Raw genomic sequence first — 18361 nt, 5'->3', positions numbered from 1 at the left:
CGGTATGTGCCCAAAAAACTGAGACAGTTATGACCAATCAAAACCCACCAGCAAACGAAGCAATGCAATATCAAATTTGCCTGCGCGGCCAGCTTAACCTAGCTTGGGCTGGGTGGTTTGAGGGCATGCAAATCGCGCTCGATGCCAACGGCAATACCTTACTGGTCGGCACAATCGTTGATCAAGCGGCACTCTATGGCCTGATCAAGAAAATTCGCGATTTGGGCATGCAATTAATTTCAATTATGCCCGTGCCGCCAACCACGCTCGAATCCGATTCAACTGAGCAATAACAAACAACCTGGAGTTTTACCATGCAAGCAATTATCTATCGTGAATATGGCTCAGCCGATGTGTTGCGGCTCAGCGAAGTAGCTCGCCCAACCCCTGCTGAAAATCAAGTTTTAATTAAAGTACATATGACAGCCCTTAACGCCGCCGATTGGCGCTTGATGTCTGGTAAACCCTTTCCTGTACGCTTTATGACGGGCTTATTCAAACCCAAAAAAGGTATTCCTGGCACCGATGTGGCTGGAGTTATCGAAGCCGTCGGGCGTAACGTCACTCAATTTAAAGTCGGCGATGCGGTGTTTGGCGATCTTTCGGGCTGCGGAGCTGGTGGCTTAGGCCAATATGTTTGTGCCCCCGAACATGTGCTGGTGCTCAAGCCCGAGCAGCTAAGTTTTGAACAAGCTGCTGCCGCGCCCATGGCCGCGGTCACAGCCTTGCAAGGCCTGCGCCAAGGCGGCATCGCCGCAGGCCAAAAGGTCTTGATTTATGGAGCTTCAGGTGGAATTGGCACATTTGCGGTGCAGCTTGCTAAACATTTTGGCGCAATCGTTACCGCTGTTTCCAGTGCCGCCAAGCACGATTTGCTACGTTCGCTCGGCGCTGATCAGGTGCTGGATTATGCTAAGGATGATTTTGCTCGCAATGGTCAGCTGTATGATCTGATTTTGGGGGTCAATGGTCATCGCTCAATTTTCGACTATAAACGCAGTTTAGCGCCTCAAGGTCGCTATGTGATGGTTGGCGGCGAAATGAGCCAGATTTTTCAGGCGATCGCCTTGGGCAAATTGCTCTCAATTGGCAGCCAAAAACAGCTGAGTAACCTGTTCGCCAAGCCCAACCAAACCGATCTCGCCAAAATTGGCTTTTTGCTGGCCAACGGCGATATCAAAGCGGTGATCGATCAGCGCTACCCGCTGGAAGAAGCTCCTGCCGCAATGCGTTATCTCCAAGCTGGCCATGCCAAAGGCAAAATTATGATCGAATTGCAACCCACCACAGCTCAAAGCTTGGAGCAAACCGTATGAAAGCAATGCTCTGCACAGGTTATGGCTCGCCCGATGTCTTACAATTTGGCGAAGCTAGCAAACCAGCCCCCAAAGCCAATGAATTATTAATTCGAGTGCAAGCCGCTTGCGTTACACCGTCCGATTGTGCCTTTCGCAAGGGCGATCCATTTGTAGTCAAGTTGATGTATGGCCTGCGCCGACCAAAATTTCAAATTCTGGGTGTTGAATTTGCTGGCACGGTCGAGGCGATTGGCCCAGCAGTCCAGCGCTTCAAGGTTGGCGATCAAGTCTTCGGCATGAGTCCCAATAGTTTTGGCAGCTACGGCGAATATCTATGTTTAGCCGAAGATAAGCCGATCGCCAAGCAACCAAGCAACGTGAGCGCCGCCGAAGCTGTGGCCATTTGCGATGGAGCAAGCACCTCGTTACTTTTTCTGCGTGATGCAGCCAAACTGCAAGCAGGCCAACAGATATTGATCAATGGTGCTTCGGGGGCAGTTGGCATTTACGCAGTGCAATTGGCTAAATACTATGGCGCGACGGTTACCGCCGTGTGTAGCGCCGCCAACCATGAGCTAGTCAAGCACTACGGTGCTGATTACGTGATCGACTACACCAGCAGCGATTTTACCCAAAGCCAACAACGCTACGATGTGGTCTTCGATGCAATTGGCAAAAGTTCGTATGGCCGTTGTAAACAGTTGCTTACGCCCAACGGCATTTATCTTATGACTGTGCCAACCTTGGGAATTATGCTGAATATGCTTTGGACCAGCTTTGGCAACGGTAAAAAAGCCAAATTTGCGGCAACTGGCCTAAATCAAAAACCAAGCAACATCGAATTTTTGGCCGAATTAATTGGCGCGGGCCAGCTCAAAGCCGTGATCGATCGACGTTATCACTTGGCCGATTTAGTCGAGGCCCATCGCTATGTTGAGACTGGCCGCAAAAAAGGCAACGTGGTGATTGAGGTTTAGGTATTCAAGGTTAGTGGCACAAGCACCAAGCTCTTGGCACTCTCGATTGAGTAAATTTCCAAGGGCTGGGTGCGGCCACGAATCGGAATTTCGCTCAAAGCTAAATTGTGTAAATCTAAGGCACTATGTTGCATCACCGCCCGCGAAACGACCAATTGGGTTTGCAAAGTTTTGGTGGCTTCTTCCAAACGGGCGGCAATATTGACTGCATCGCCGATCGCTGTCAGATGTTTAGCGCGTTTATAGCCCAAATCACCAACAATTACATGGCCACAATGAATGCCAATGCCCATGCGCAATGGCTCGTTGACATCATGTTCAAGGCGCTGATTGAGCACATCAAGTTGATAGGCCATAGCTTGGGCGGCAGCTAACGCATTATGACAAGCTTGTTCGAGCGTACCATCCAAACCAAACAGCGCCATAATCCCATCGCCAATAAATTTATCGAGATAACCACCGTTGGCCTCGATGACTTGGCCCATCGATTGAAAATATTGATTCAGAATAAAGACCGTATCGTAGGGCAACTTGCCCTCGGAAAGGGTCGTAAAGCCGCGCAAATCGGCAAACATAATCACAATTTGCTTATCGGCACCATGGCTAATCATGGTTGGTGCGCCTGGTAGCGAACGATCATGATGGTGGAGCAATGGCCGCACCACGCAGGCAGCAGTTGGGATGGTTTGGCATGCTAAGCGAATATCGCCACTTGCCCCAAAACGCTTGAGCAAACGCAACTCGGTTTCAGTCGGCGGATTCAGCGCTTTCACACCTTCGATAATTTCGATCCGGCAGGTTGAGCAACGCCCGCGCCCACCACAACTATGGGCATGGGGAATTCCATTGGCAAGGCTGGCTTCAAGCAAACTCGTTCCAGGGGCAATTGTCACTGTGGCAATGCCCTTATATTCCACCGAAATTAAATAATGCTTACGGCGCAAACGCAAGATGATTGCCCGCCCACCACCCAAGCCAAGCAGCAAAGCTAAATAGCCTGAGCCAAACCAACCCATAAATTCCGCAGTCGCGGCTGCTACATCAATATTCTGTGGATTGGCAAATTGCCACACTTGCTCCAGCCATTGTGGGTCTTGTTTAAGCTGATTCACCTCGCGATGAGCCACCACAATCCCCACCAAGGCCAACAATGGAATCACAATTTGGGCAATCAGCAAGGGCTGTTTGATGCGGGCAAACCATGGTTTATGCCAAAGATACGCCATTAAGCCAAGGTTGCCATGCAGCCAAACCACCACCAACATCAAATAGAGATCAACGGCAATCGTCGCTTGGCTGAGCAATACATAGCTATAGGTATCGCGAATTCCATACAAGATTGTGGCAAAACGAGTGGCATAAATGTGCGAGGTAATCAGCAACGGCATGATCAAGCCCAAGCCAATTTGCAGCCATTCGTTCCAGTGCAAGCGTCGCCAACTGGTAATTGTCAATAATTTATAGCTGACCAACAGAACATGGATCAATAAACTAGCTGGCACAACCCAAAAGACCGCTGGATGCCGCCAAAAACTTAAAAAGACCCGCCGCGACGATTCCAAGGCAGCTAGGCCAAAGATGCCCCACGCATGGTTCAGCAGGTGAGTTGTAACATAGAGCAGCAGCGTCAAACCAGCATGCAGCCGCAAGCGGGGAATCAGAGCTTGAAACGAGCGAGCCATGCAGCCAATCTCCGTAAAGCCAGCAATAGAGGGAGTATACCATCTATCTGGGTTGCAGGCTTGGGGGATAAAAGACACAGCTAAGCAAGGTATCAGTTGGCTACGATTGAACGAAGCAGTGCTCTCAGGCAAACTCCATGCAACAAGATTTAATTGAGGAGTTGTCATGAACCAGATTCCACCACGCCATATCGTAACCGTTGCTGGTTGTGTTGTTAACCATAATGGTGAAATTTTGCTTTTGCAAAGCCCGCGAGGCGGTTGGGAATTTCCTGGTGGGCAGGTTGAAATTGGTGAGAGCCTGACCCAAGCGCTGACTCGCGAGATTTTTGAAGAAACTGGCGTGCAGGCTAAAATTGAGCACTTAGTCGGCGTATCTTCCAATCTAGCCTTGGGTAGCGTTAATCTCGATTTTCGTTGTAGCTATCAATCTGGACAATTAACCACTAGCGCCGAAAGTTTAGCAGTTCAGTAGATAGTACCTGAGCAAGCGCTTGATTTAGTTCAACGGCCATCAATCCATGCGCGGTTGATGACCATGCTCAATCCGACAAATCAAATCTTGTATCGCTCCTACAGTGTTAACTCCCGATCTATTGATGCCCTCTATGAATTGCATGAAGAAAGAAACTGTTAGTTTTTTCGTCAACTAACAGCATTAGCAAGCATCAAGCGATTTAGGAGGGTGTTATGCAACGACAACGAGCTGTCGTGATCGGCGCAAGTATGGCAGGCTTAGTCGCAGCACGCGCCTTAGCCAATCATTTTCAAACGGTAACCATCGTTGAGCGCGATGCCATGAGCGATGAAACCCAACCACGCAAGGGCGTGCCGCAAGCCAATCATGTTCATATTTTATTAACTGGCGGATTTAATGTCTTGCAACATTATTTCCCGAACTTTACCAACGATTTACATAGCGCAGGCGTGCCAGAGTTGAATTGGTCGCGTGACGTGCAATGGTTTCAGGGCGGTTCATGGAAAACGCGCCAACCCTGCAAGATTAGTTTTTATCCGCAAGCGCGGGTAACCTTAGAAAGCCGCATTCGGGGCTATGTCCACCAGCATCCTAAAATTGAGTTTCGCAGCCAAACCAATGTTGAGCAATTGCTGTTTGATCCCAGCAAAACCAGCGTAACAGGTGTGCTGTTGAAGCATGCTGATCAAACCAGCGAACTTGCAGCCGATTTGGTGGTTGATACGACTGGCCGTGGTTCACGCACCAACCAATGGCTCGAAGCCGCTGGCTATCCAGCCCCGCCCAAAGAAGTTATGCCGATCGATTTGGTCTATGTCAGCCAAATCTTCAAAAAAACCAATTCGCCGCGCAATTGGCAATGTTTGGCTTGCCATCCTTCAGCCGATTCGCCACGTGGGGCAATTATTGCCCCGATCGACGATGAACATTGGATTGTAACGTTGTTTGGCTATCTTGGGCAGCACCCAACCCCTACCAGCGAAGGTGTATTGGAGTTTGTCAAAACCTTGCCAGTGCCCGATATTTATACCACGTTGGCCGAGGCAACTCCTGCCGGCGAAGCTATGCGTTTCGGCTACCCACAGCAAGCATTTCAACGTTATGACAAATTAAAGCGTTTTCCCCAAGGGTTTTTGGTGCTTGGCGATGCTTTATGCAGCCTTGATCCAGTTTTTGGTCAAGGGATGACGATCGCCTGTAAAGAGGCCCATACGCTCGATCAAGTGCTGGCTTCGGCCCAAGGCCAACAAGCAGCAACGTTGGCACAAGCCTTTTTCAAACAAGCGCAGAAAATTATTGATGTACCATGGCTGATTACCCAATCAGAAGCCTTGCGCTTCAAAGGTATGCCAGGCTCGCGCAACCCTAAAATTCGCTTTTTGCAATGGTATACCGATCATGTTTTTTGGCTGAGTGCCCAATCGACCGAAATTTACCAAGCCTTTTTGGATGTGATGCATCTTTTGGCAGGGCCAGAAGCTTTGTTACGACCCAAAGTCGTGCGCGGCGTGCTCGGGCGGATGTTTGGTCGCGCCTAAATCGTTGCGATTTGTCAACCTCTGTTGATAAAAATAACTATAATTTATCCAGCAAAACACCGCTACAATACCCATGATTAGGGCAAAGCCACCAATCAGCGGGATAAGCGGTGGCTTTGCTTTAATCGCCTGCTATTGCATGCAGTAGCAACCGTACCAACGGCGGTACGGACAATTCATACAAGGACACAGCGTTCATGAAAACTAGTTTACAAATCGCTGCCGAGGCTACGCCACGCCCCATCACCCAAATTGCCGAAGAATTAGCGATTGCTGAGCAATTTGTCGAACCGTATGGCCGCTACCGTGCCAAAATTAACCTTGATCTGCTTGATGCGAGCCATGATCGGCCTCGCGGCAAGCAGATTTTAGTGACCGCCATGACTCCAACACCACTTGGCGAGGGCAAAACTGCCACGACGATCGGCCTTGGAATGGCCTTAAGTCGCTTGGGCAAACGCGCCATCTGCACGCTGCGCCAAAGCTCGCTTGGCCCAGTTTTTGGGATTAAAGGTGGTGGCTCAGGTGGCGGCTATTCGCAAGTTATCCCCTTAGAAGATAGCTTGATGCACTTAACTGGTGATATTCACGCCGTGACCCAAGCCCACAACCAAATCGCCGCCATGACCGACAATAGTTGGTATCAAAAAAATCGGCTGGGCATCGACCCTGAGCAAATTCAGATTCGGCGAGTGCTAGATGTCAATGATCGCTTTTTGCGCTCGATCACAATCGGCCAAGGCGGTTCGCAACATGGCATTCCACGCCAAACGGGCTTCGATATTACTGCTGCTAGCGAATTAATGGCTATTTTAGCCTTGGTCAGTGGCGAAAACCATGCCGATGTGATGCGCGATCTCCGCCAACGCATCGGGCGCATGGTGGTGGCGTTCACTCGTCAAGGCCAACCAATTACTGCCGATGATATTCAGGCGGCGGGTGCAGCCACGGTGATTATGCGCAATGCCATTCATCCAACCTTGATGCAGACAATTGAAAATACGCCTGTGTTGATGCATGGCGGGCCATTTGCCAATATCGCTCACGGCAACGCCAGCGTCGTCGCCGATCAAGTTGGCCTGCGGATCGCCGATTATGTGGTGACCGAGGCTGGTTTTGCCATGGATATGGGCGGCGAGAAGTTTTTCGATATCAAATGTCGCGCCTTTGATGCCAAACCTGCGGTCGTGGTGTTGGTCGCTACAATTCGTGCGCTCAAAGCTCACAGCGGGCGCTGGAATATCAAACCAGGTCGCGATTTGCCCACCGATTTGTTGCAAGAAAATCCTGATGCGGTTTATGCAGGCGGGGCCAATCTGCAAAAGCATATTCGCAATGCCCAATTATTTGGCCTGCCAGTTGTCGTTGCGCTTAATTCGTTCCCTGATGATCATCCCTCGGAAATCGAGGCGGTACGCGAAATCGCGATGAGTGCCGGAGCCTTTGATGTAGCGGTGAGCAAGGTATTTAGCCAAGGCGGGGTTGGCGGCGAAGAATTGGCAGAAAAAGTGCTAGCCGCAATTGACCAAGCAGGCCAAGCCCAATTTTTATACGAACTTGAGCAGCCGTTGACCGCTAAGATTGCCACAATTGCCACCAAAATCTACGGAGCAGCGGAAGTTAGTTATAGCGAAGCAGCCAGCGAACAATTAGCCAAACTTGAGGCCAATGGCTTTGGCAATTTGCCGATTTGTATGGCCAAAACTCACTTGAGCATCAGCCATGATCCGGCGCTCAAAGGTGCGCCAACGGGCTATAGCTTCCCAATTCGTGAAGTGCGGGCCAGCATTGGAGCAGGCTTTATCTACCCCATTGCTGGCGATATGATGACCATGCCAGGGCTTAGCGCTAACCCTGCTGCCCAACAAATTGATATCGATGAACATGGCAATACAGTTGGCTTATTCTAGCTACATGTCAATGTTCAATGTCTTTTTGTAAAACAAGCATTTCTTTTTGTAAAGCATCCTTGACTTAATCAACATACTGATCTATACTCAGGTTAGTCAAGTGATTAAGTCAAGGAGCTTTCAATGAACACCAAATCATCGGCATTACGTCAACTTATTATCGCCTTCGTGTTGTTCCCAATCTTGCTGATGGGCGTGATGTTAGCGTTGCCAAACTTGCCTGAATCGCCATGGCGAGCGCTGTTGGCAATCGTGCCCTTGGTTCCAGTTGGCTTGGGCATTCAGGCAATGTATCGGGCAATCAGTGGCCTAGATGAATTTCAACGCCACATTCAGTTGTTAGCCCTAGCGTTTGCCGTAGGCGCGACTAGCTTTCTAACCTGTGGCTATGGATTGCTCCAAGTGTTGGTTGATTTGCCACAACTTTCGTGGCTGTGGATTCTGCCATTATTGACAACCTGCTGGAGTTTTGGTTTAGCCTTCGCCAACCGGAGCTACCAATGAAAAACCGTTTGCGGGTGTTACGAGCCGAGCGTGAATGGTCGCAAGCCGATTTGGCTCAAGCCTTGGGAGTATCGCGCCAAACGATCAATGCGCTAGAAACTGGCAAATACGATCCAAGTTTGCCGCTAGCCTTCAAAATTGCCGACTTGTTTGAGCTAGCAATTGAGCAAATTTTCGAACGGCCAAGCGCTGATCAAGCAACTGAGGAATAACCAACATAGTCAAGTAATTGAATAGCTGAGGTTTTAGGCTAACACTCCAGACTTCAGCTATTCAATGAGTTTTGCGGAGAAGGTATGGATAAACAACAGATCATCGAACAGATTAGCCTAGAACTGTATACCCTCGAATCTGAGGATGCTCACTGGTTTGGATCTGAGGCAAATAACCCCAATCAACTCTGGTATAGCTCGGATCTAGCGCATACGATTGACGACTTGATTTGGGATGAATCGAATGGATTAACCAATCTCCAAAAAGTACAGCTTTTGTTTTCAATCTACGAAGATCTCCCTTGCTATACGCTACTTTCCCTCAATTGGAGTCGGTATCAACAGTTTGATGGCGCGACCCAAGAACTCTATTGGTCCGAAGTTCGCCGAATTTTGTTACAGGGCAAGCTAGCATGGTCAGGCCCACTCGAATATCATCTCACTACAGATTGGTTCGAATTATGTGATAACTGCCAGGATATCTGGAATAGATTAACCCACAATCCAAATTCAGCGCTATTAGCAAGTATCCTCAATAGTTCAGCAACGGCGGCTTGGTATTTAAAAGCACCAATCTATGCTCAATTAATTGCAGATCCTCATTGGCATCCAGCAATTTATCAGAGCTTATATGCCAGCTATTATGCACTTTATGGACAAATTGATAAACATGAGGCGTTAGTTTTATTACAAGGTTTAGTTGTTGATGAATCACGCCAAACCGAATTAGCTACATTGATCAGGAAACTACAAACAGGCGATCGTTATACCAATAGCGCTGGCGTTAAAGGTCTACAAGCTACCTAATACTAAGTGGTTAGCAACTTAGACGTTACACGCGATAGCTATAACAAATATGATATTCGCAGCCTAATTCAGTTTGGAGTTGTTGGGCTAAAACTAAGCCTTGTTCGGCAAATAGCCGCTCCGCTGCAAGGCTTACAAAGCTGGCCGTAGCCGGATCATCAAGATTGTAGATTGCATCAAATTGCTCAGACCAATCGATTAACGCTTGCTATAATTGTGGGCTAATTGGTAATTCGCTGGGATCAAGCTCACCAAACTGAACACCATCGTCCCACCAGAGCGGAAAGCAAGCATACTCAGCTGCTAAACGTAATTTTTTTATCATTTAGGATGTTATACCAACAATCCCCGTAGCCCTTGCAAAAACAAATCAGCCGCTTGATCAAGCTCAGCTTGGGTTACCCCATTGATACTTTGAATCGATAAGCCATTGGAAAAGGTCATAATGCAGCGGGCCAGCGCCAACGGATCAACCGATTCGTGCAGCTGGCCTTCACGTTGGGCACGTTGCAAACGTTCGCTCAAAACGTGCTCTTGGCCCAAACGCCGCTCAATTACATCGTGATGAATTGGCTCGGTTTGCGAATTGCAGACCGGCACACCACGAATTAATAAACAGCCAGCAGGCACTAATGGGTTGGTAATTTGGGCCACATTAGTCCGCAGCAATTGCTCAAGCGCAATAGCAATTTGGGGGTGATCTAAGGCTGCCAGAATTGAAGGCAAGCTCAATTCATAGTAGCGATTCAGCACTTCGCGAAAGAGGCTCTCTTTATTACCAAAAGCTGCATACAAGCTAGGGCGATTAATCCCCATCGCCTCGGTCAAATCGCTCAACGAAGCGCCCTCATAGCCCAAATTCCAAAAAACTTCTAAGGCCTGGTTCAAGGCCACATCACGATCAAAGGCCCGAGGCCGCCCAACTTTTGGTTCATTTACTGCTTTCATCGTCGCTAACCAATCTATCTTTATTGACCATAATGATCATACGCTAAACAGGTGCTTAACACAAGCGCAGATAAAGGATAACGACCAGAATGCCCTCACCCCCAGCCCCTCTCCCACGGCGGCGGGCGAGGGGAGCGCTGCTAGAGCGGTTCCCTCTCGCCTCGCGTGCGGGTTAGGGGGTGAGGGCACGTTACAATTGGTTGTTAACCCAATGAATCATTACATATAGCCGATAGCCTTACCACAATGCGTGCAATTCGTAGCCAAAAACTTAACCTTTCGTGCCCTTCGCGTTCTTCGTGGTTGCATATGGGGATTGGTCGTTGGGGATCGGGTTTTAAACGCAGAGATATAGCGCAATCAACGACTCATACCATCTTTAAAATTGTAACGCTAGCGCCTAATGTTTGCTATTCTATTCAGACTGAGTAACCTGCTCAGAATTTAATGAAGCCTGCGACCGAGGCATTGGTCGTTATAGTGCACATGATGCACAAGGGGATCTGGACGCATGGACCAATCAATTTCTGAAGCCCAAGCAGACATGCGTGATGGCTATTATAGTGGGGCTGCTGGAATTTTGGCTTCAGCACTGGCATGGTCAATTGCGGCAGGTGTGGCACTTACTGGCTCAGCCGAACGATCAATCTGGGCACTACTACTGGGTGGTATGCTGATCTTCCCAGTATCGATTCTGATCAGCAAGGCGCTTGGCGCACGAGGAACGCACACCAAAGGCAATCCGCTTGGGCAACTCGCGGGCGCTAGCACTTTCTGGCTGGTCTTTTCTATGCCGCTTGCCTATGGTTTAGGTCAGCAAAAACCAAGCTGGTTCTTTATGGCAATGCTGTTGGTCATCGGGGGACGCTATCTTGTATTCGCAACGCTTTATGGCATGCGGCTCTACTGGGTTTTAGGCCTTGTCCTTGCGGCAGTAGCAATCGCACTGGCATTTCTAGCAGCAGCTCCTGCTATCGCAGCAAGCGCCGGAGCCGCAACCGAAATGGTCTTTGCGATTATTTGTCTCGTACAACACCGTCAGTCACTGCGCCAAGCTGTTCGCTAAAATCCTACCTGCATTAGCCTTTGTATCCCAGCATAGTCATTCATGGTTGCATGTGGGGATTGGTCGTTGGGGAACGAGGATCGGGTTTTAACCCAGAGGCGCAGAGCGATTAACGGCTATAGGCTATTGACTATCGGAGATTGATTGGCATGCCAACCTGTATTCCGCTAGCCTATAGCCGTTCTGTAATTCGTAGCCAAAAAACTTAACCTTCGTGACCTTCTCGTTCTTCGTGGTTTCAGTACAACGTTCCGCTAGCCTAGAGCCACATGCCTGCCCTTCGTGCTCTTCGTGGATCAAAATCAGGCTTGACAAACCAGCGAATTCTCTATATAGTACCGATCAGTACAAAATATATGTACTAATCGGTACTATATTATTCTAATTGAAATTTAGAAGGATGTTCGATGAGCAAGCCATTAGCCGGAAAAGTTGCCTTGGTCACTGGTGGTTCACGCGGAATTGGCGCAGCCAGCGCGGTTGCCTTGGCTGAACAAGGCGCAGATGTCGCCATTAGTTATGTCGCCTCAGCCAGCAAAGCCGAAGCCGTGGTTGAGCAATTGCAAGCCCTTGGGGTTAAAGCTGTGGCCTTCCAAGCCGACCAAGCCGATAGCGACCAAGTAGCCGCCTTGGTCAATAAGGTTGTGTCACATTTTGGCAAGCTCGATATTTTGGTCAATAACGCTGGAGTGATTCAATTAGCTCCATTGAATGATGCTAACGCCGATTTGGAAGCCGTTGAGCATATGTTTGCCGTGAATGTGAAGGGTGTCGCCAGCGCAGTGCGGGCAGCAACCCCACTTTTGCAAGATGGCGGACGAATCATTTCGATTGGCTCAGTCTCGGCAGATACCGCTCCAATTCCTGGTTTTGGCGACTATTCAGCGACCAAAGCAGCGGTCGCAGGCTATACCCGCGCATGGGCCAATGAGCTAGGACGACGTGGCATCACGGTTAATAATATTCAGCCAGGCCCAATCGACACCGATATGGGACCAGGCGATGGCCCAATGCTCGATATGATCACTCAAGCAATTGCGCTCAAACGGCTTGGCAAGGCTGAAGAAGTTGGAGCAACCGTGGCATTTTTGGCCAGTCCTGGCGCAGCTTTTATCACTGGCGCGACGATTAATGTTGATGGCGGATTGTTGGCCTAAATCAATAAAGGCCTGTGAGTTAATCCCAACTCACAGGCCATCCATTTAACTATTGGGTTGCTAGGAAGGTTTTCAAATCAGCGCTACGGGTCTTAATGCGCTCCATCAACGTGGTCACTGCGCTGTTATAGTCGTCGAGGCTGATTGTTTGGGCGGCGCTTGGGCTGATCGTTGCTGCCAAGGCTGTATATTTTTGGACCAAGGCTTCAGCATCAAATTGGTTGCTGGTTTCGCGCAACGCCGCAATATAGGCCGCATAGTAAGTCGGATCATCAAGCAAATAGCGAATTAATGGCCAATCGCTGGTAATGCTAGCTTTATCAAAGGTATTATTTTGGCCCCCAAAGCCGCCTCCTGGCCCACGCATGCCACCGGCATTGGCATTATTCGGCATTTGGTTACCAGCACCAACAGCTGGATTCGCTACATTTGGTATGGCTTGATTGCCACGCATACCACCGCCGCCCATCGCACCCAAAACAAAGTTGTGATCCCACGAAATCCAGGTTAGTTTGCCAGTCGCTGGGTTGTTGTAAAGATAATAATTATGGGTCATGGCTCCATAGGTATCCCAATGCTCCAGCAGCGTACTAACCCCCAGCCATTTGAGAAAACTTGGCACATCGAAAATCGCTTCCAACTTGGCTCGCCAAGCCGCCGGATCACTGGTGCGTTCGCTGGAATGCAATACATCGTACAAGGCTTCAACATCAGCCCAATCGGTGGTATCGTTATTTTCTTTCTGAAAACTTTCCTCGATTGCATCCTTTGTGCCTGCGGCGAAGCTGGCGGCGCTGCCATCACCCTCGTAAATATTGCCGCTATCATCGCCAAATACGCGGGCAATCGCCGTATCGTCGATCACCTCAACCGCCGTATACAAACCCAGACTTTCAACCCCATCGCCATGATTAATCAACACTTCATAGGTGGCAGTTTCAGCAGCAGGCAAGCCCATTTGCTCAAACACATCGTAGGCCAGCGTTTCGCGCATGGCCGTCGCATCGCCTAAATTGTTCGAGAGCGCCAATTGTTTGAAGCCATAAAAACGTTGGTTCTCAATCTCAGGATAGCTTTTTTCAAATTCATCAAAATCAATTTTAAAGGGCAAATTGGCTTGTTGGCTGTTCCAAGCGCTCATCAACGACGAATTGCCTTTGTAGCGCACGCCCACATTTGTCCAGGTTTGGCCTTCGAAGGTCAATGTTGCCGTGACCCACATTGGGTTTTCGATTGAAAAATTGCCCATATTGGGCATTCCGCCGCCAAAACCACCAGGCATTCTGTTTGTATCAGTAAAAGCACCACCTGGTAGCATTGGCATTCCAGCAGTATCAGTAAACGCACCATTTGGTCGCATCGGCATGCCCAATGTATCAGTAAACGCACCGCCTGGCCGCATTGGCAAACCTGCCGTGTCGGTAAATACGCCACCAGGAAAACCACCGCCCATCTGACGGCTGCCTGGCTCGCCCAACAGCTCGGTCATATTATCCTGCATTGCTTGCCACGAGGCTGAATCGATCGTGATGGTTAATTGATTGACCTTATTTTGGGCAAAAACCACTGCATAATTTGGCTCAGCGCTATCACCATGCGATGCCTCGTTCCAGCCCACTGGCCGAGTGACTGCCGCATCCTCGGCGGTCGGTTCAGCAGTCACAACGGTCGTGGGAGTCGAAGTCGCACAAGCGGCCAAATTTAATCCAATAGCCAATAAGCAAAGCCAACGCCAAAATTTCATGGGAACCTCACAAACGTTACAACATCAAGCAGAGCGCCGCCGTGTGACGACGCTCTGTGACACATTCCAAGTTTCAAAAATCGCTTAGGGCAGTTGATGCTGATCGCGCAGCACGCGGGTGGTGGTTGATTGGCGTTTCGCACTCAGACGAGGCATTTCATCGTAGAAAATTTTCAAATCGGCCATATCGTGCAGTAAATCGATGCGGCCAATTTCAACCCGCTTGACGGCAATTCCGGTGCGTTCGCGCAAATCGGCTAACAATTCTTCGCTACGTGCAGGCCCAATCAGTTCAATTTTGTCGTAGGCTACGCGCTTGTTGGCTTCAAATTGAAAGCCCCAACCTTTTTCGAGCACAAACAAAATCACCAAAATCACAGCGTTAGCGATGCCAATTTGCAGCAAACTGCCACTATGCATCAGCGAATTCATCACGCCCAGCGCAATCAAAATAAACAAATAGGTCATTTCGCGAATCGGAATCTCGTCGGTGCGATAGCGCAGCAACGAGAAAATTGCAAATAGTCCGAAGCCCACGCCTACGCCTACCTCGACGCTAGTCAGAAAGCCCAGCACAAAGTAGATGATCATATTGAAGCCAATAAAGGTAAAAACAAAGTTTTTATCTTGGGTCACGGGATAGTATACGCCGCGCACAATCAGCAGCGTTACCAATAAATTAAAGCCCGCTCCCAGCAAAAATTGCGTTAAATCAGTTGTCATTGGGCATACTCCATCAATGTATTCAGATAGCGCAGGGTTGGTTTAAAGCTATTGCGTGGTAAATCGGGATAGAGCAACGCCGCCCCACTGCAATATTTACTCATGCCAATCGTGTGCAAATGTTGTCCGCGAATGCCTTGGATAAACGGCGAACCACGATTTATCCCAGCTTGTTTGACTTCGGCAATCACCACACCCGTCAGTTCAACTGAATGCGAATCAGCTTGAAAGCCAATCCCAATATCCAAGGTTACACGCTCTTGCTCAGCGATATTGACCAAGGTGATGCGGCTGAAATTGTTGGTCAAGGTTGGTTGCAATAAGCTCACTTCAAATGGCACAATGCGTTGTAAAAAGCTGGAACTGGCAGCTGTAAACGTTTCCACGGCATAGGGTGTTGCAAGCCGATGCTTGATCGTGCGATATTTATTCACTTTATGTTTAACTTCGAGAAAATAGTTCTGCGTATCGAGATAGGTTCGGCTACGCACTTTGTAGCGATTGCGGCCACCAGCGTGATGCCGACGGTACAAGGCAAAATCGGCAGTATCGAAATAGAGCGTATGATAGCGATGCATGCGCCGCCCAGCGATCTCCAACACCCGATAATCTGCTGCCAAATCGGGTAAGATTGCAGCCAATTGCTGAATCGAACATACATATTTGCTATCGGTACGATTGAGCAAGGCCACCGAATCCATCTGTTGGAGACTAATCGAGCGAAAGCCAGCCAACCTTGGCTGAATCAAGGCTTGTGGCTCGGTGCAATCTGGTTCATAGGCCAGAGTTAGCTCATTTGGCCAGATTAAAGTTGGTTGATAACGCAATTGTTGCAGCATAATCGTTGTTCCTTCGCAAGCCGCAACGCCAGAGCGGTCGGCCATCAGTGTTAGCTTCTGATTAAGAGTTTATCCAAGAATTGTTATAAAACTGTTAGGAGATCTCGCATTTGCTATGTAGTTTTGGGGCGAATTTGCGCGTGAGGGTTTGCAACTGGTAGGCTAATCGTAAAAGTCGTGCCGCTGCCCACCCAAGAATCGACGCTGATTGTGCCTGCATGAGCTTCAACAATCGCCTTGGCAATCGCCAACCCCAAGCCCGAAGTGCTACTCGCGTTGCGCTGCCGCGCTTTATCGGCACGATACAGCCGATCAAAAATAAACGGCAGATCGGCGGCATCAATTCCACTGCCCGTATCCTGCACCGTGATCACCACCTGATCTCCACGCAGCTGTGCTCCCAAGCTAATCGCGCCAGCGCTGGCATAACGCAAGGCATTCGAGACCAAATTGTTCAGCACTTGGGTCATGCGATCAGTATCGACATCAATTGAAGGTAATTGCTCGGATGCTTCGACCGTTAGCGCAATGCCTTGAGCCTCAGCCTGCATAATATGAGCGAGACCAACCCGCTCTAAAATAGCACGCGGATCGATCATCCGCCGATTGAGCACTAACTCGCCTGCATCAGCCAACGAAAGCACCCGCAGATCTTCGACCAACCGTTGTAAATGCTCAACTTCTTCGTGCAGCACGTTATAAATAGTTGGCGAACCAACAAAACGTTGATCTTTCAGGCCTTCGGTGTAGCTGCGTAAAATACTCAACGGTGTGCGAATGTCGTGGGCAAGATCGGCGGTCATTTGTTGGCGCTGTTGACTAGCACGGGCCAATTTGGCACTCATCTGGTTAAATGATTGGGCTAATTGACCAACTTCATCGTGCGATTGCACCGTCACCCGATGATCAAATGTCCCATCAGCCAATTTGTGGGTAGCAGTAATCAGAGCCCGAATTGGCCGCGTCAAGGTTTGGGCTAGCAATGCACCAATCAACAAGGCCAAAAGAATTGCTGCGCTGGCGCTGGCGGTTGCCGCCCACGTCACTCGCGCCAAAAAATCTTGTTCAGGCGAGGGTGGTGGCAATTCAGGGTTTGGCACAGTCATCGGATGCGGCAGCATATAGCCAACCGTCTGTTGATTGACTACAATTGGCTCGCCGGCAAAACGCAAAATATCTTGCATGGTTTGGGTTGCGGTTGATTCTTGCAGGCTATTGATGATCGCACCGTTGGCATCGACCAACACCACATTTTGGCGCAATTCAATTAATCCAGGTTGGGCATCAAGCGCTTGGCTCAAGCCTTGCCAACTGCCAGTTGCTGCATAATGCTCAGCGAGCGCATTCGCCAAAGCCGTGCGATCACGTTCTGAGAGAAAGCGACTGAACTCTGAGCGGGTACGCACAACCACCAATAGCGCCACTAAGGAAATTCCAATTAAGCCGACCAACAAAAAAGCCAAGATCAGCTTGGTTGCCAACGAGTGGCGCAGCTGCCAGATTCGGCGCATAGCTCACCTCATTGTTTTTTAAAGCGATAGCCCATGCCATACACCGTCTCGATATAGCGTGGCTGACGTGAATCTGGCTCAATTTTAGTGCGCAGATTGCGAATATGCACATCGATTGAGCGCTCATAGCCTTCGTAGGCATCGCCAAGCGATAAGCGATCAAGCAAATCGAGCCGCGAGAAAATCAGGCCAGGCGCAGTCATAAAGGTGGCCAAAATTTCAAGCTCGGAGCGAGTTAGGCTTAGTTGTTGCTCACCGACCAAGACCGTTGCCGACCCGCGATCGAGCACCAAATCGCCAGCCCGAATCAGATCTGGCTCAAGCGTTGGTTTATGGGTGCGACGCAGCACAGCGCGAATCCGCGCAATTAATTCACGCATATTAAACGGCTTGGTTATGTAATCGTCAGCGCCCAATTCCAAGCCAATAATTTTATCGTGGTCTTCGACCCGCGCTGTGAGCATAATCACTGGCGTGTTGGATTCTTTGCTAAAGGCCAGCAAAAATTCAGTTCCATTCATCTCAGGCATCATCAGGTCAAGCACCACCAAATCGGGCTTTTCAATCCGTGCCCGATACAGCGCTTCCCGCCCATTACTAGCCTCAACCACGCGATAGCCCTCTTGCTCAAGCGAGAGCCGAATCACTTGGCGCAGTTTAGCTTCATCATCAATTAATAAAATGGTATAGTCCATCAGCCAAATCTCCATTCGCTAACCAGCCCAAAACAGCCGCAGTAAGCGCTAGCATAGCAGCCAATTATGGAGAAATTGTGAGGATCGGAGGGGAATTTTGCGGTTTATAGCGTGAGCATGCCCTCACCTCAACCTTCCAAGGGTAGGTAGTTAAAAAGACACTCCGCTACAAACCAAGTGATGCTAGTTTGATCGTTAGATTCGTGCCCTTCTTAAATTGTACTTTAGGGGGTTGCAGGGGGATTAAAGCCCCCTGCGTCTCCCGCCTTGAG

18 protein-coding genes and 1 pseudogene are annotated in these 18361 nt (G+C 49.4%); 11 read left to right on the top strand and 8 right to left on the bottom strand.

The features are described 5' to 3' along the window. Positions 1-29 precede the first annotated feature (29 nt). Genes DEF47_RS00265 through DEF47_RS00255 form a run of 3 tightly spaced genes read left to right on the top strand, consistent with a single transcriptional unit; the run spans position 30 to position 2275 of the window. On the top strand, positions 30-293 hold the full coding sequence (locus tag DEF47_RS00265) for a DUF8691 family protein (protein WP_287044897.1): 264 nt from the start codon (positions 30-32) through the stop codon (positions 291-293). A 21-nt stretch (positions 294-314) separates the two neighbouring features. Continuing rightward, positions 315-1316, top strand: a complete 1002-nt coding sequence (locus tag DEF47_RS00260; protein ID WP_012189054.1) for an NAD(P)-dependent alcohol dehydrogenase — start codon at positions 315-317, stop codon at positions 1314-1316. Further along, positions 1313-2275: an NAD(P)-dependent alcohol dehydrogenase gene (locus DEF47_RS00255; RefSeq protein WP_012189053.1), complete on the top strand. Its 963-nt coding sequence runs from the start codon at positions 1313-1315 to the stop codon at positions 2273-2275. The genes DEF47_RS00260 and DEF47_RS00255 overlap by 4 nt, the downstream gene beginning before the upstream one ends. Here the strand turns inward: DEF47_RS00255 and DEF47_RS00250 are convergent. Further along, positions 2272-3957 (bottom strand): adenylate/guanylate cyclase domain-containing protein, encoded by a 1686-nt coding sequence (locus DEF47_RS00250; protein ID WP_012189052.1) that lies wholly within the window; start codon positions 3955-3957, stop codon positions 2272-2274. The two genes, DEF47_RS00255 and DEF47_RS00250, sit on opposite strands and share 4 nt — an antisense overlap. Before the next feature lie 166 nt (positions 3958-4123). Between DEF47_RS00250 and DEF47_RS00245 the strand changes: the two genes are divergently transcribed. The 6 genes from DEF47_RS00245 to DEF47_RS00220 all read left to right on the top strand — a co-directional run bounded on the left by DEF47_RS00245 (position 4124) and on the right by DEF47_RS00220 (position 9406). Next, the gene (locus DEF47_RS00245; protein ID WP_012189051.1) at positions 4124-4432 is read left to right on the top strand and encodes an NUDIX hydrolase; all 309 of its coding nucleotides are present in this window, start codon (positions 4124-4126) and stop codon (positions 4430-4432) included. Between the two features lie 215 nt (positions 4433-4647). Then, the gene (locus DEF47_RS00240) at positions 4648-5973 is read left to right on the top strand and encodes an FAD-dependent oxidoreductase (RefSeq protein ID WP_012189050.1); all 1326 of its coding nucleotides are present in this window, start codon (positions 4648-4650) and stop codon (positions 5971-5973) included. A gap of 197 nt (positions 5974-6170) precedes the next feature. Beyond that, positions 6171-7883 (top strand): formate--tetrahydrofolate ligase, encoded by a 1713-nt coding sequence (locus DEF47_RS00235; RefSeq protein ID WP_012189049.1) that lies wholly within the window; start codon positions 6171-6173, stop codon positions 7881-7883. 123 nt (positions 7884-8006) lie between these two features. Continuing rightward, on the top strand, positions 8007-8387 hold the full coding sequence (locus DEF47_RS00230) for a hypothetical protein (RefSeq protein WP_012189048.1): 381 nt from the start codon (positions 8007-8009) through the stop codon (positions 8385-8387). Continuing rightward, complete coding sequence (locus DEF47_RS00225; RefSeq protein WP_012189047.1) at positions 8384-8599, top strand: helix-turn-helix transcriptional regulator; 216 nt, start codon at positions 8384-8386, stop codon at positions 8597-8599. The genes DEF47_RS00230 and DEF47_RS00225 overlap by 4 nt, the downstream gene beginning before the upstream one ends. An 84-nt stretch (positions 8600-8683) precedes the next feature. Beyond that, positions 8684-9406, top strand: coding sequence for a hypothetical protein (locus DEF47_RS00220; protein WP_012189046.1), 723 nt, complete (start codon positions 8684-8686; stop codon positions 9404-9406). Positions 9407-9431: 25 nt separating this feature from the next. Here DEF47_RS00220 and DEF47_RS25245 read toward each other — a convergent pair. Further along, positions 9432-9731 (bottom strand): annotated as a pseudogene (locus DEF47_RS25245) (immunity protein CdiI family protein). A gap of 8 nt (positions 9732-9739) precedes the next feature. Next, positions 9740-10354 carry a TetR/AcrR family transcriptional regulator gene (locus DEF47_RS00215; protein ID WP_012189045.1) on the bottom strand — a complete coding sequence of 205 codons (615 nt, stop codon included), beginning with the start codon at positions 10352-10354 and terminating at the stop codon, positions 9740-9742. Positions 10355-10865: 511 nt separating this feature from the next. Between DEF47_RS00215 and DEF47_RS00210 the strand changes: the two genes are divergently transcribed. Then, on the top strand, positions 10866-11420 hold the full coding sequence (locus DEF47_RS00210) for a DUF7010 family protein (protein ID WP_012189044.1): 555 nt from the start codon (positions 10866-10868) through the stop codon (positions 11418-11420). Between the two features lie 407 nt (positions 11421-11827). Further along, complete coding sequence (locus DEF47_RS00205) at positions 11828-12577, top strand: SDR family NAD(P)-dependent oxidoreductase (protein ID WP_012189043.1); 750 nt, start codon at positions 11828-11830, stop codon at positions 12575-12577. A gap of 49 nt (positions 12578-12626) precedes the next feature. Here the strand turns inward: DEF47_RS00205 and DEF47_RS00200 are convergent, their stop codons facing one another. The 5 genes from DEF47_RS00200 to DEF47_RS00180 all read right to left on the bottom strand — a co-directional run bounded on the left by DEF47_RS00200 (position 12627) and on the right by DEF47_RS00180 (position 18089). Then, the gene (locus DEF47_RS00200; protein ID WP_012189042.1) at positions 12627-14321 is read right to left on the bottom strand and encodes a CotH kinase family protein; all 1695 of its coding nucleotides are present in this window, start codon (positions 14319-14321) and stop codon (positions 12627-12629) included. An 84-nt stretch (positions 14322-14405) separates the two neighbouring features. Next, positions 14406-15044 (bottom strand): DUF4956 domain-containing protein, encoded by a 639-nt coding sequence (locus DEF47_RS00195; protein WP_012189041.1) that lies wholly within the window; start codon positions 15042-15044, stop codon positions 14406-14408. Beyond that, complete coding sequence (locus tag DEF47_RS00190) at positions 15041-15883, bottom strand: polyphosphate polymerase domain-containing protein (RefSeq protein WP_012189040.1); 843 nt, start codon at positions 15881-15883, stop codon at positions 15041-15043. The genes DEF47_RS00195 and DEF47_RS00190 overlap by 4 nt, the downstream gene beginning before the upstream one ends. A 113-nt stretch (positions 15884-15996) precedes the next feature. Next, complete coding sequence (locus DEF47_RS00185; protein WP_012189039.1) at positions 15997-17394, bottom strand: sensor histidine kinase; 1398 nt, start codon at positions 17392-17394, stop codon at positions 15997-15999. Positions 17395-17402: 8 nt separating this feature from the next. After that, entirely contained in the window at positions 17403-18089 is a 687-nt protein-coding gene (locus DEF47_RS00180) for a response regulator transcription factor (RefSeq protein ID WP_012189038.1), read from the bottom strand. Positions 18090-18361: the final 272 nt, after the last annotated feature.

The sequence above is a fragment of the Herpetosiphon sp. genome (assembly GCF_003512625.1).
GTDB classification, from domain to species: domain Bacteria; phylum Chloroflexota; class Chloroflexia; order Chloroflexales; family Herpetosiphonaceae; genus Herpetosiphon; species Herpetosiphon aurantiacus.
Note: the sequence above shows the minus strand (reverse complement) of the source record. Positions and strands in the feature narration are given on the sequence as shown.